The 12,760-nt window shown below is 57.1% G+C and carries 12 protein-coding genes; 5 read left to right on the forward strand and 7 right to left on the reverse strand.

Translation table 11 applies throughout. The features are described from left to right. Nucleotides 1-138 precede the first annotated feature (138 nt). A complete protein-coding gene (locus HU727_RS05815; RefSeq protein WP_186529049.1) occupies nucleotides 139-1,086 on the reverse strand; it encodes a DMT family transporter in 948 nt (315 codons plus the stop codon). 79 nt (nucleotides 1,087-1,165) lie between these two features. On the opposite strand from HU727_RS05815, the gene HU727_RS05820 reads away from it, so the two are divergent. The 3 genes from HU727_RS05820 (at nucleotide 1,166) to HU727_RS05830 (ending at nucleotide 4,268) form a co-directional block, all read left to right on the forward strand. Continuing rightward, complete coding sequence (locus tag HU727_RS05820; RefSeq protein ID WP_186529051.1) at nucleotides 1,166-2,038, forward strand: LysR family transcriptional regulator; 873 nt, start codon at nucleotides 1,166-1,168, stop codon at nucleotides 2,036-2,038. Between the two features lie 101 nt (nucleotides 2,039-2,139). Further along, a complete protein-coding gene (locus HU727_RS05825; RefSeq protein WP_186529053.1) occupies nucleotides 2,140-3,675 on the forward strand; it encodes an EAL domain-containing protein in 1,536 nt (511 codons plus the stop codon). Nucleotides 3,676-3,902: 227 nt separating this feature from the next. After that, complete coding sequence (locus HU727_RS05830) at nucleotides 3,903-4,268, forward strand: histone-like nucleoid-structuring protein, MvaT/MvaU family (RefSeq protein ID WP_186529055.1); 366 nt, start codon at nucleotides 3,903-3,905, stop codon at nucleotides 4,266-4,268. Nucleotides 4,269-4,484: 216 nt separating this feature from the next. On the opposite strand, the gene HU727_RS05835 is transcribed toward HU727_RS05830, so the two are convergent. Continuing rightward, entirely contained in the window at nucleotides 4,485-5,003 is a 519-nt protein-coding gene (locus HU727_RS05835) for a DUF4946 domain-containing protein (RefSeq protein WP_186529057.1), read from the reverse strand. Nucleotides 5,004-5,141: 138 nt separating this feature from the next. Here HU727_RS05835 and gloA point away from each other — a divergent pair, with 138 nt between their 5' ends. Beyond that, entirely contained in the window at nucleotides 5,142-5,663 is a 522-nt protein-coding gene (gene gloA, locus HU727_RS05840) for a lactoylglutathione lyase (RefSeq protein ID WP_186529058.1), read from the forward strand. Between the two features lie 174 nt (nucleotides 5,664-5,837). On the opposite strand, the gene ahpF is transcribed toward gloA, so the two are convergent. The 3 genes from ahpF to HU727_RS05855 all read right to left on the reverse strand — a co-directional run bounded on the left by ahpF (nucleotide 5,838) and on the right by HU727_RS05855 (nucleotide 9,161). Next, nucleotides 5,838-7,400, reverse strand: coding sequence for an alkyl hydroperoxide reductase subunit F (ahpF, locus tag HU727_RS05845; protein ID WP_186529061.1), 1,563 nt, complete (start codon nucleotides 7,398-7,400; stop codon nucleotides 5,838-5,840). 124 nt (nucleotides 7,401-7,524) lie between these two features. Further along, entirely contained in the window at nucleotides 7,525-8,088 is a 564-nt protein-coding gene (gene ahpC, locus HU727_RS05850) for an alkyl hydroperoxide reductase subunit C (protein WP_186529063.1), read from the reverse strand. 137 nt (nucleotides 8,089-8,225) lie between these two features. Then, complete coding sequence (locus tag HU727_RS05855) at nucleotides 8,226-9,161, reverse strand: site-specific integrase (RefSeq protein ID WP_186529065.1); 936 nt, start codon at nucleotides 9,159-9,161, stop codon at nucleotides 8,226-8,228. Nucleotides 9,162-9,337: 176 nt separating this feature from the next. On the opposite strand from HU727_RS05855, the gene HU727_RS05860 reads away from it, so the two are divergent. Then, complete coding sequence (locus HU727_RS05860; RefSeq protein ID WP_186529075.1) at nucleotides 9,338-10,354, forward strand: DNA-binding protein; 1,017 nt, start codon at nucleotides 9,338-9,340, stop codon at nucleotides 10,352-10,354. Here HU727_RS05860 and gorA read toward each other — a convergent pair. Continuing rightward, a complete protein-coding gene (gene gorA, locus HU727_RS05865) occupies nucleotides 10,351-11,709 on the reverse strand; it encodes a glutathione-disulfide reductase (protein ID WP_186529077.1) in 1,359 nt (452 codons plus the stop codon). The two genes, HU727_RS05860 and gorA, sit on opposite strands and share 4 nt — an antisense overlap. A gap of 128 nt (nucleotides 11,710-11,837) precedes the next feature. Further along, entirely contained in the window at nucleotides 11,838-12,677 is an 840-nt protein-coding gene (galU, locus tag HU727_RS05870; RefSeq protein ID WP_024013124.1) for a UTP--glucose-1-phosphate uridylyltransferase GalU, read from the reverse strand. Nucleotides 12,678-12,760 lie beyond the last annotated feature (83 nt).

Here is a 12,760-nt window from a genome sequence, read left to right on the forward strand (position 1 = left end):
CCATAGATCAGTTGAAACCCGAATATCTTCATTGTCGACCCAAGGCTTTTGCGGGCGAGGCTTCTGCTGCCAGAAGACGATTTATTATTGTATGCGTAAACCGATTCTACACAGCGTAAATAGGCTTGTCTGCCCTCTCTATAAAATCCGCTTTTTCACGGCTGGCGCAAGGGGTTTGTTGCACAGGTAAATGCCCGTCAGGATCAACACTGCGCCAAGGCACATGGCCGGCGTCAGTTGCTCGCCAAGCAGCACCGCACCAAGGATCACGGCAGTCAGGGGATTTAACGCGATAAACACGCCGGAGCGCGTCGCGCCGATTTTGCGGATTCCGTCGTAGTAACCGATGTAAGCCAGTGCCGAGCCCAATACACCGAGGTAGATCAGGCTCAGCCATTGCGATGTGTCCAGCCCGACCAGCACGGTCCAGCTGAGCTCACCCCGCGCAGCCGCAAGCGCCCAAAGCATCACCGTCCCGATCAGAATGGAGTACGTCACAGTCTGCACCGGCCCCAGCGTCTGGTTGAGACTCCGGGAAAACAACGAGTAAACACCCCAGCCGGCGACACAACCTAGAATCAACAGATCACCGATCCAGGCGTCTGGTGTTGCAGCCAGCAACTGCGGGTTACGACTGACGATCACCAGACTGGCGCCGGCGATACAGATCGCGATTCCGGCCACTTTCACCCGGCCCAGGCGCTCTTTGAACAGCGCCCACGAAGCAAGGCCGATCACAGCCGGATTCAACGCAACGATCAACGAGGCTCGCGAGGCATTGATGTAATTCAAGCCATAAAAGAAACACAGGTTGTAGAAGAAGATCCCGAAGAACCCAAGCAGCGTCAGCCGCAGCCACTGACGAGGGGTTGGCCGCGCCAACGGAATCCGTGCCAGCCACAAGAAACCGAGCAATGCGATGCTCGCCAGCAGGAAGCGCAGGCTGGCGGCAAACATTGGGCTGAGGCTGCCGGCGAGAAAGCGGCCTGCAACAAATGTCCCACCCCAGATCATGGTCACGGCGACTAACGTCAGATAAACCGGCATATCGGTGACAGTCGGACGGGTTTGTTCGAGATTAGCCATGACACTCCAGACGAAACAGGTAATCGGGATGGCGTATCATTTCCCTCATGCTTACTCATCGTAAAATGAGCAATTACTCATGACCCTTACGCAGCTGGAAATTTTTTCGTGTGTGGCCGAGTTGCGCGGCTTCACCCTCGCCGCCCATCGTTTGGGCATCTCACAGTCGGCGGTGTCCCACGCGATAAAGTCACTGGAACAGGAACTGGGTGTCGAACTGCTTCGGCGGCATTCATCGCACATCGAACTCAGCAATATCGGCGAACAACTGCTGCTGCGTGCCCGGGCGATGCTTGGCCTTGCCAACACGCTGCGTCAGGAAGCGGCCGATGCGCGCGGCATGAAAAGCGGAACCCTGCGCATCGGCTCATTCGGCCCGACGTCGACGATCAGGCTGCTGCCAACGATTTTGCAACGCTATCGCCAGGCACATCCGGGTATCGAAGTGCACATTGATGAAGGGCCGGATCGGCAAGTGCTTCAATGGCTCGAAGAGCGGCGGATCGACGTGGCTTTCGTGGTGCTTGCGGAGGAGCGTTTCGATACGTTTGCCTTGATCGAAGATCAGATGGTTGCTCTGCTCCCAATCGGCCACCCGCTTTCAAAACACGCAGCGGTAAGCCTGAAGCAACTGTGCAGCGATCCTTTCATCCTCACTGAAGCGGGTTCAGCGGAACTGGTATCGCGGTTGTTCATGGCAGCGCGCTTGCAGCCAAACATCCGTTATCGCTGCTCGCAACTGCTCAGTACGCTCGACGTTGTCAGCCGTAGCGAAGCAATCACGATTGTTGCCGAAGCCTCCCTACCCGACGATCCAGCGCCGCGCTACATCAAGAAACCGCTTATCCCGCCGGTAAAGCGTCAGGTCGGCCTGGCCGTTCTCGACAAGCGTCAGGCCTCGCCCGCCGCGCTCGCCTTTATCGAACTGGCCTCACACATTCATCGTCAGTGAGCAGCGCAAGCGGCATCTGCCATCTATTCTCCCTCTGGCCCAACTGTTTTCTGCGCAGCGCCATTGCGCCGCGCAGCCCCTTGAAGACACAGGAAGTGTGCATGCCGCTGACCGCCAGATCCCGCCGCAAGCGCAGTACCCGCATCCTCTTGACCGTGCTCAGCGGTTTGCTGCCAGTGGTACTGGGCAGCGCAATTTTGTATCTGCAGGCACAACGCATTCTCCAGCAAAGCGCCGCCCAGACCGCCCAACAGGCATTGCATCAGTTCGAGCTGATGCTCGACAACACGGCCGAGGCCGCGATAGCCCTCTTACCGCTGGCGGGGAAAAACTGTGAAGAGGTAAAACTGGCCTTGCGTGAACAGGTGACCCGCCGCCCCTTCGTACGCTCGACCAATTTGGTCTGGGACAACAATCTCTACTGCAGCTCACTGTTCGGTCAATTCGAAGAAGCTGTCGATGCCGGCGATTATCACCAGGGCAAGCTGTGGCTCATGAACGGCAATCCAGTGACACCTGATACGGCGTTGTTGATCTATCGCCTGAGTGACGGTCGCGGCGGCGCGCTGACTACGCTCGATGGCTATCACCTGAGCAACATCCTGCGCCTGATTGGCCGTCAGACACTGCTGATGTTGCAAGTGGGCGATAACTGGCTGTCCGCCGATGGCAAGGTGCACCAGGGCCCGTTGCCCGCGTTGCCGGTTGCACACACACTGCTGGATTCGGGACGCTATGCCTTCAGCGTTTCGGCGGGTTTCCCGCAGGGCGAAACGTGGCGATACATGACCGCTGAATTCGCGCCGCTGTTCAGCCTGCTGATCTTCTTCGGTGTGGTTTCCGGCGCCATCGGCCACTTCGTACAAAAACGCTCAACCTCGCCCAGTCACGAAATGCTTCGCGCGCTTGAGGCTGGGGAGTTCATTCCTTACTTCCAGCCCATAGTTCACGGCGACAGCAAACAGTGGTCGGGGGCCGAAGTATTGATGCGCTGGAATCACCCCAAAGAGGGGCTGGTACGCCCGGATCTGTTCATTCCATTTGCCGAGCACTCGGGATTGATCGTGCCGATGACCCGCGCCCTGATGCAGCAGACCGCCATCCTGCTGAGCCCTCATTCTGCAACCTTTGCCGCGCCCTTCCACATCGGTCTGAACATCACCGCCAGTCATTGTCGCGATCTGGAACTGGTTGAAGACTGTCGTGAATTCCTTGAGGCATTCGTACCGGGCAGCGTGCAACTGGTGCTGGAGTTGACGGAGCGTGAACTGATTGAACCGACCGACATCACTCTGCAATTGTTTGAGCAACTGCAGGCCATGGGCGTCAAAATCGCGATCGACGATTTCGGCACCGGTCACTCAAGCCTCGGTTACCTGCGCACCTTCAATGTCGACTTTCTCAAGATCGATCAGAGTTTCGTTGCCATGATCGGCATTGACGCGTTGTCGCGACATATTCTCGATTCCATCATCGAATTGTCGGCCAAGCTCGACCTGGGCATTGTTGCCGAAGGTGTCGAAACACAAGCACAGGCAGAGTATCTGACCGAACATCACGTCAACTTTCTGCAAGGCTACTTGTTCGGAAAACCAATGCCAGCGGCGGATTTCATTGGAGCATTAACACATCATTAACTGCGCGACATGGCCTGCCGAACAGACGCACCAATTTGATACAAAAAGTCAATGTCGTTACATGGCGACAACATCAGGATTTACTCTTGTCGCATTAACTACTACAATTTTTTCAACCTGAGCCAGACTGGCAGGTGAGCCATCTATCACCGAGTCGTTTCAAGGCTCTTGGCTCATAGCTTTGTTTGCGGCTGGTATCAGCCAAACACACTATTGGAGTAAAGATATTGTCCAGACTCGCTGAATTTCGTGCAGCTGAAAAGGCCCTTCAGGAACAGCTCAAACAGCTGGAATCGCTGAAGAACGATGCCGGGCTCAAGAAAGAAATCGAATTCGAAGAAAAGCTCCAGGGACTGATGAAAAGCTATGGCAAAGGTCTGAAAGACATCATTGCCATTCTCGATCCGAACCCGGCAAAATCGGGCCTGCAAGCGTCAACAGCCCCCAAGACCCGCCGCGCTCGCGTAGTAAAGGTCTATCAAAACCCGCATACAGGCGAACTGATCGAAACCAAGGGCGGCAACCATCGCGGCCTCAAAGCCTGGAAAGAACAGTACGGTGCAGCCACCGTGGATTCCTGGTTGCGCGGTTAATCTGGCGCCGACAAAAAGCCCTGCGCGATGCAGGGCTTTTTTATTGACAATATCTAACAAATGAAATGATTTTCATCGAACAAGTTAGAAAACCTGTGTAACGTTACTGAATCATCGGGTTAAACATTTTGCTGCGCCATATTGCTGAAGGCGCTGGATTAAACTTTGTGCTTAATCCTTTCCGGTACCCAATTGAGCGCTAGTTAGTACGGACGTCTATAATTTCAGGCTGTTGCGTGCCGCCTCTATTTCGCCAGAGCTGGCCTTATAAACCTCAGCCTGGCCAGCGTACGAAAGTACATAAGCCTTATCCGCTTCCACGGCTGCCACCAACGTTTGTGATAATACGTGTCGGCCGTTCTCGGTGACCGTGCAGGTCGTCTCCAAACCGGTCAATGAACCGAGTGCCGACGGATGAATCCTGTTGCATACGCTCTGATAGCCACTGCGGAAGAAATCCTTCTGAATGGATTTACGCATCTCCAGCAGCACACCCTGCAAGTTGACCTGATGGCCCGCCTCCACTTGCGTCATGGTCAACTCCATCACCATCACCTGATTGCCGTCGGCATCGTACTTCACTGCCCTTTGCCGCGAGACTTGCGGCGCGGTGTCCGGCAGTGCTTCGACCTCCCAGCCTGCCGGCCAGGTGATGTTCAGCTCGGCGGCGGCCGGCAAGACCACAGCCAGCGACAAAGCAAAAATAACAAACACGGATTTGAACAGTCGGATCATTGCCGGACGCACTCGAAGGTAGAAGGCAAAGTCTGAGCCCCGCACACGTGCACGGCAAGCCCGCCCTGCATTTGGCGATGCGCGCCGGCATGCGTATCATTGCGCCCATTCACTCGCCCATTGTTATCTGGAGGGCCCATGAGCCTCAACGAATTGAACACTTTCCCCGGCGTCACCGCCACGCCAGACAGCGCAACCCGCAACTTCGTGTTCAACCACACGATGCTGCGCGTCAAGGACATTACCCAATCACTGGACTTCTACACCCGAGTCCTGGGCTTTTCCCTGGTCGAAAAGCGTGATTTCCCGGAAGCCGAGTTCAGCCTGTACTTCCTCGCGCTGGTCGATAAAGCGCAAATCCCGGCTGATGCCGCTGCGCGCACCGAGTGGATGAAGTCGATTCCCGGCATTCTCGAGCTGACTCACAACCATGGCACGGAAAACGATGCCGACTTCGCTTATCACGACGGCAATACCGATCCGCGTGGCTTTGGCCACATCTGCATTTCGGTGCCGGACATCGTCGCCGCGTGTGCACGTTTCGAAGAGCTGGGTTGTGATTTCCAGAAACGCCTGACCGATGGCCGGATGAAGAGCCTGGCGTTCATCAAGGATCCGGATGGCTACTGGGTCGAGATTATTCAGCCTGCGCCGCTGTAACTGTCGCCACAGAACACCTGTAGGAGCGAGCCTGCTCGCGAAGGCGCCCGATCATCCACCATCATTGTTGAATGACACCGCTATCGCCAGCAGGCTGACTCCCACACATGGATTTGTGTGAGGCATAAAAAAACCCATGATCGCTCATGGGTTTTTTCGTTTTCGGCCTGGCAGTTACGCGGGTGCCGAGGTGCGGATCAAGTGATCGAATGCACTCAGCGAAGCCTTGGCGCCCTCACCCACTGCGATCACGATCTGCTTGTAAGGCACGGTGGTCACGTCGCCGGCCGCGAAGATGCCGGGGATCGACGTCTCGCCGCGGTTATCGACAATGATCTCGCCGCGCGGCGACAGTTCGATGGTGCCTTTGAGCCAATCGGTGTTAGGCAGCAGACCGATCTGCACAAAGATCCCTTCCAGCTCGACCGTGCGCAGCTCATCGCTGGTGCGATCCTTGTAGCGCAGGCCGTTGACCTTCTCGCCGTTGCCGGTCACTTCGGTGGTTTGCGCACTGGTGATCACGGTTACGTTCGGCAGACTGTTCAGCTTGCGTTGCAGCACGGCGTCGGCACGCAGTTGTACGTCGAACTCGAGCAGCGTTACGTGCGACACGATACCGGCCAGATCGATGGCCGCTTCAACACCGGAGTTACCGCCACCGATCACAGCTACACGCTTGCCCTTGAACAGCGGGCCGTCGCAGTGCGGGCAGTACGCCACGCCTTTGTTGCGGTATTGCTGCTCGCCCGGGACGTTCATTTCACGCCAGCGTGCGCCGGTTGCGAGAATCACGCTCTTGGCTTTCAAGGTCGCGCCACTGGCAAAGTGAACTTCATGCAGGCCGCCGTTCTGGCTCGGGATCAGCTTGTCGGCGCGCTGCAGGTTCATGATGTCGACGTCGTACTGCTTGACGTGTTCTTCCAGTGCCGTGGCCAGTTTCGGGCCTTCGGTTTCCTGCACCGAGATGAAGTTCTCGATGGCCATGGTATCGAGCACCTGACCGCCGAAACGCTCAGCCGCGACGCCGGTGCGGATGCCTTTGCGTGCGGCATAAATGGCCGCCGAAGCGCCGGCCGGGCCACCGCCAACCACCAGCACGTCAAAGGCTTCTTTGGCGCTGATCTTCTCGGCTTGACGCTCAATGGCGCCGGTGTCGAGCTTGGCGAGGATTTCTTCCAGGCCCATGCGGCCCTGGCCGAAGTTTTCGCCGTTCAGGTAGAGGCTCGGTACAGCCATGATCTTGCGATCGTTGACTTCGTCCTGAAACAGCGCGCCGTCGATGGCGACGTGGCGGATGTTCGGGTTGAGCACGGCCATCAAGTTCAGCGCCTGGACGACGTCCGGGCAGTTCTGGCAAGACAGCGAGAAGTAGGTTTCGAAGTTGAACTCGCCTTTGAGCGAGCGGATTTGTTCGATGACTTCAGCACTGGCTTTCGATGGGTGACCGCCGACTTGCAGCAAGGCCAGTACCAGCGAGGTGAACTCGTGGCCCATCGGGATACCGGCGAAACGCAGACTGATGTCAGCGCCCGGGCGGTTGATCGAGAACGATGGCTTGCGTGCATCGTCACCGCTGTCGATCAAAGTAATTTGGCTCGAAAGACTGGCAACGTCTTTCAGCAGTTCCAGCATCTCACGGGATTTCGCACCGTCGTCGAGGGATGCAACGATCTCGATCGGTTGGGTGACCCGTTCCAGGTACGATTTCAACTGGGCTTTAAGATTGGCGTCCAACATACGGGCGATTTCCTATATTTGAGGCGAAAAAAAGCCCGAGCGAATCTCGCCCGGGCATTTTTATTGGGCGGTGCAGCTAACTTATGAAGGTGCGGCGTGCCGCCCCGTGTTGCCTGTCACAGACTTAGATCTTGCCGACCAGGTCCAGGGACGGAGCCAGAGTGGCCTCGCCTTCTTTCCACTTGGCTGGGCAAACTTCGCCTGGGTGAGCAGCGACGTACTGAGCAGCCTTGATCTTGCGCAGCAGCTCGGAAGCGTCACGGCCAACGCCGCCATCGTTCAGTTCAACGATTTTGATCTGGCCTTCAGGGTTGATCACGAAAGTGCCACGATCCGCCAGACCAACTTCTTCAATCAGCACGTCAAAGTTGCGGGAGATGACGTGGGTCGGGTCGCCGATCATGGTGTACTGGATTTTGCCGATGGCTGGCGAAGTGTTGTGCCAGGCTGCGTGGGCAAAGTGGGTGTCGGTCGAAACGCTGTAGATCTCTACGCCCAGCTTCTGGAAAGCGTCGTAGTTGTCAGCGAGGTCTTCCAGCTCGGTTGGGCAAACGAAGGTGAAGTCGGCTGGGTAGAAGAATACGACCGACCACTTGCCCTTCAGGTCAGCGTCCGATACTTCAACGAAATTGCCGTTTTTGAAAGCGGTAGCATTGAACGGTTTTACTTGGCTGTTGATGATAGGCATTGATGACTCTCCGTCAGGGGTTGTGAATTCGATGGGTGAATCCTACCCATTCACAGGACGGAAGGCTCATTGGCAAACCTGATGCTGCTGATTTGTTTTCGCTATTAGCCGCTTGTATTAATAGAAGAAAACGATCTCTAGGTTTGATCCGGTTTATCCATGATCCGAGCCATCCCCTGGAACGGGTTGACCTCAACATAGCGCATTGCCGATTTCATGTCTTTCCATCCGACGTATGTCATCAGCGACTTGAGATCCCAGCCGCTTTGATGCGCCCAGGTTGCAAAACCGCGACGCAACGAATGACTTGTGTAGCCAGCGGCGGCAATTCCGGCGCGCTGTAAGGCCTGGCGCAGCAAGGGAATAATACTGTTGGCGTGCAAGCCCTCCTCGCTCAGATTGCCCCACCGGTCGATGCTGCGGAAAACCGCGCCGCGCACCAATGCCGCTTCAGTGATCCAGTCGACGTAGCCTTGCACCGGGCACAACTTCAACAGCGCCGGCGCCTGGTAGGTCTGGCCAAGGTTTTCCCGGTCGCTTTTGCTGCGCGGCAAATACAGCGTGATTCCCTTGCCGGCATGGGCCTGCACATGCTCGATCTGCAAGCGACACAACTCATCGCTGCGAAAGCCTCGCCAGAACCCCAGCAAAATCAGCGCACGATCCCGATAGGCCTTCAAGGTCGGGCGGTCCTGCTCTTGACGAGCGGTCTGCGCCTCCTGCTCGAGCCAATCGACCACGCGCTGCAGATCCTGCAGTTGCAATGGCTCGGCCTGTTTTTCCTGCGCCGGATGCAACGCGCGGATCCCTTTGAACACCTTGCGCACCACCGGCGCCTTGGTCGGATCGGCAAAGCCCTGACTGTTGTGCCACTGCGCCAGTGCCGAAAGGCGCAACTTCAACGTGTTGATCGACAACACCCCAGCGTGCTCGACCAGATAACGCGCAACGCTATCGGCCGTCGCCGGCAGAAAACCGCCCCATGTCACCTCGAAATGCTCAATGGCTGCGCGATAGCTGCGGCGGGTGTTGTCACGGGTGGCGGCTTGCAGATAGCGATCGATATCGCTCATGGGCAGTTTCTCGCTTGCGTACTGATTCAGACAGGCAGAGGCGCATTTTGCCGCCTGACACTGGGTAATACCAGTATATCCCGCCTCTTGAATGGCCATCATTTCACTTTATTTCTGAAATGGTACACTGCGTACTTTAGTGGCATGTACCACAGTACGTAAACGTAGGAGTTCACATGGCCCGTGGCGGCATTACCAAAGCACTGGTGCAAATCGCGCGCACCGCGATTCTGGCCCGAGGCGAACACCCGAGCATCGATGCAGTACGCATCGAGATGGGCAACACCGGCTCGAAAACCACGATCCATCGGTACTTGAAAGAACTGGACGACGGTACCCAACCCATTGAGGCCTCGTCTGAACCGATCGATGATGAACTGAGCGCCCTCGTCTCTCGTCTCGCCCAGCGACTGAAAGAACAGGCGCAGGAGCTTATCGAGCAAGCCCGCGAGCAATTCGAAGAACAACGCGAAGCGCTGGAAGCAGAGCTGAAGCAGACGCGTCAGGCCCTCGAAAAACTCGAACACGAGCACGACATCCGAGGCGCAGCGCTGGAACGCGAAGCCGAAACGCTGAGCAACACCCGCTCGATGCTGCAGACCGAACAAACCCGCAATGCCGGGCTGAATCAGGCATTGGCCGATTTTGAATTGCGCCTGCAGGACAAGGACGAGCAGATCCGTTCCCTGGAAGAAAAACACCTGCACGCCCGCGATGCACTCGAGCATTACCGCAACGCCACCCGGGAGCAGCGCGAGCAGGAGCAGAGCCGCTACGAGGGGCAAATCCAGCAGATTCAGGCGGAGCTGCGTCAGGCACAGCAAAGCGCACTGGTCCGGCAGGATGAGATCACTCAGCTGCACCGCGACAATGAACGCCTGCTCACTGAAAACCGTGGCACCCAGCGCGAGCTGAACCTGCTGCAGGATCAGCTCAAGCAGAGCAATCAGCGTCAGGATCAGTTACTTGAACAGACGACGCGCATGGACAGCGAGCGCACCCTCCTCCAGGAACGTTTGCGAGTGTCGACACTGGAAAGTCAGGCGCTCAAGCAAAGCGTCGAGGAGCAGACACTGCTTAATCAGTCGCTGGAAAAGGAATTGATCAAGGCTCAAGCGAATCTGGAAGAAAGCCAGCGTCTGGCGGCTGCCGTTGCGGCAGCGCCAGATTCGGCCACACCGAAGAAGGCTTAAGCGCTGACCGGCGTGCGCATGGTGACGAACTCTTCGGCGGCCGTCGGGTGCACCCCGATCGTGTCGTCGAAGTCGCGCTTGGTCGCGCCAGCCTTCAAGGCAATCGCCAGGCCCTGCACGATTTCGCCGGCGTCCGGGCCGACCATGTGGCAGCCAAGGACTTTGTCGGTCCTCGCATCGACCACCAGTTTCATCAAGGTTTTTTCCGGACAGTCAGTCAGGGTCAATTTCATGGGCCGGAAGCGGCTCTCGAAAATCACCACTTCGTGACCACATTCGCGCGCTTCTTCTTCGCTCAAACCGACCGTGCCGATGTTCGGCAGGCTGAACACGGCGGTCGGGATCATCTTGTAATCCACCGGACGGTATTGCTCCGGTTTGAACAAGCGCCGCGCCACGGCCATACCTTCAGCCAGAGCAACGGGCGTCAACTGCACGCGACCGATGACGTCGCCCAGCGCCAGAATTGACGGCTCGGTGGTTTGGTACTCGTCGTCGACCTTGATGAAGCCCTTATCGTCGAGCTGCACATCTGTGTTTTCCAGCCCAAGATTGTCCAGCATCGGACGTCGCCCCGTGGCATAGAATACGCAATCGGCTTCAAGCACGCGCCCATCTTTGAGGGTTGCTTTCAAACTGCCGTCTGGCTGCTTGTCGATACGCTCGATATCCGCATTGAACTGCAGATCCAGGCCGCGCTTGGTCAGCTCTTCCTGCAAATGCCTGCGCACCGAACCATCGAAGCCACGCAGGAACAGGTCGCCGCGATACAGCAACGTGGTGCTCGCACCGAGGCCGTGGAAAATCCCGGCGAATTCGACGGCGATGTAACCGCCGCCAACGACCAGAACACGCTTTGGCAACTCTTTGAGGAAGAACGCTTCGTTCGAGCCGATCGCGTGCTCGTGCCCCGGGATCTCGGGGATTTGCGGCCAACCGCCGGTCGCGATCAAAATGTTTTTCGCGGTGAAGCGTTCGCCATTGACCTCAACTTCGTGCGGCCCGACGATTTTGGCGTGCGCCTCGTGCAACGTCACGCCACTGCTGACCAGCAGATTGCGATAAATGCCATTGAGGCGATTGATCTCGCGATCCTTGTTGGCAATCAACGTGGCCCAATCGAAATTCGCCTCGCCCAGGCTCCAGCCAAAACCGGATGCCTGCTCGAAATCTTCGGCAAAGTGCGCACCGTAAACCAACAGTTTTTTCGGCACGCAGCCGACGTTGACACAGGTTCCGCCCAGGTAACGGCTCTCGGCCACCGCCACTTTCGCCCCGAAACCAGCCGCAAAACGTGCAGCTCGCACACCCCCGGAACCGGCGCCAATCACATAAAGGTCAAAATCGTAGGCCATTTCTATCTCCTCGGCAGGCCATCAGCATACCCGCAGTCTCTCGCTCGACAAGCATAGCCATGCATATAAGGGCGGAAAATGAAAAAGCCACCCGAAGGTGGCTTTTTATTGCAGACGGAACAGGGCTTTTAGTAAGCCTTGCCAGTCTTGTAGAAGTTTTCGAAGCAGAAGTTGGTCGCGTCGATGTAGCCTTCAGCGCCACCGCAGTCGAAACGCTTGCCCTTGAACTTGTACGCCATGACGCAGCCATTCTGGGCCTGCTTCATCAGGGCGTCGGTGATCTGGATTTCGCCGCCCTTGCCTGGCTCGGTCTGTTCGATCAGATCGAAGATATCCGGCGTCAGGATGTAGCGGCCGATGATTGCCAGATTCGATGGCGCGTCTTCCGGTTTTGGCTTCTCGACCATGCTGTGTACACGGTAGATGTCGTCGCGGATCATTTCGCCAGCGATCACGCCGTATTTGTTGGTTTCCTGCGGATCGACTTCCTGGATGGCGACGATCGAGCAACGGAACTGCTTGTACAGCTTGACCATTTGGGTCAGCACGCCGTCGCCGTCGATGTTGACGCACAGGTCGTCCGCCAGCACCACGGCGAACGGTTCGTCACCGATCAGCGGGCGGCCGGTCAGGATCGCGTGGCCCAGGCCTTTCATTTCGGTCTGACGGGTATAGGAGAACGAGCACTCGTCCAGCAGCTTGCGGATGCCGACCAGGTATTTTTCCTTGTCGGTGCCCTTGATCTGGTTTTCCAGCTCGTAGCTGATGTCGAAGTGGTCTTCCAGAGCACGCTTGCCACGACCGGTCACGATCGAAATTTCAGTCAGGCCCGCGTCCAATGCTTCTTCAACGCCGTACTGGATCAGTGGCTTGTTTACCACCGGCAGCATTTCTTTAGGCATGGCTTTAGTCGCTGGCAGGAAGCGAGTGCCGTAACCGGCTGCTGGGAACAAGCATTTCTTGATCATATAAGTCCTTGAAAAGGCTGTGTGTACGAGTTTCGAGGCAGTCTAATCAGGCGGCGTGCGCCTTACAATGCCCCGCGCTGGCT

Origin of the sequence: Pseudomonas khorasanensis (assembly GCF_014268505.2) — a bacterium.
Taxonomy (GTDB): Bacteria; Pseudomonadota; Gammaproteobacteria; order Pseudomonadales; family Pseudomonadaceae; genus Aquipseudomonas; species Aquipseudomonas khorasanensis.

Bases quoted from the DNA above. Each gene is read 5' to 3' on its own strand.
- ahpC (WP_186529063.1), bottom strand. From the start codon at position 8,088: ATGCCTATCATCAACAGCCAAGTAAAACCGTTCAATGCTACCGCTTTC.
- HU727_RS05815 (WP_186529049.1), bottom strand. From the start codon at position 1,086: ATGGCTAATCTCGAACAAACCCGTCCGACTGTCACCGATATGCCGGTT.
- HU727_RS05825 (WP_186529053.1), top strand. From the start codon at position 2,140: ATGCCGCTGACCGCCAGATCCCGCCGCAAGCGCAGTACCCGCATCCTC.
- ahpF (WP_186529061.1), bottom strand. From the start codon at position 7,400: ATGTTGGACGCCAATCTTAAAGCCCAGTTGAAATCGTACCTGGAACGG.
- HU727_RS05855 (WP_186529065.1), bottom strand. From the start codon at position 9,161: ATGAGCGATATCGATCGCTATCTGCAAGCCGCCACCCGTGACAACACC.
- HU727_RS05820 (WP_186529051.1), top strand. From the start codon at position 1,166: ATGACCCTTACGCAGCTGGAAATTTTTTCGTGTGTGGCCGAGTTGCGC.
- gorA (WP_186529077.1), bottom strand. From the start codon at position 11,709: ATGGCCTACGATTTTGACCTTTATGTGATTGGCGCCGGTTCCGGGGGT.
- HU727_RS05835 (WP_186529057.1), bottom strand. From the start codon at position 5,003: ATGATCCGACTGTTCAAATCCGTGTTTGTTATTTTTGCTTTGTCGCTG.
- gloA (WP_186529058.1), top strand. From the start codon at position 5,142: ATGAGCCTCAACGAATTGAACACTTTCCCCGGCGTCACCGCCACGCCA.
- HU727_RS05860 (WP_186529075.1), top strand. From the start codon at position 9,338: ATGGCCCGTGGCGGCATTACCAAAGCACTGGTGCAAATCGCGCGCACC.
- galU (WP_024013124.1), bottom strand. From the start codon at position 12,677: ATGATCAAGAAATGCTTGTTCCCAGCAGCCGGTTACGGCACTCGCTTC.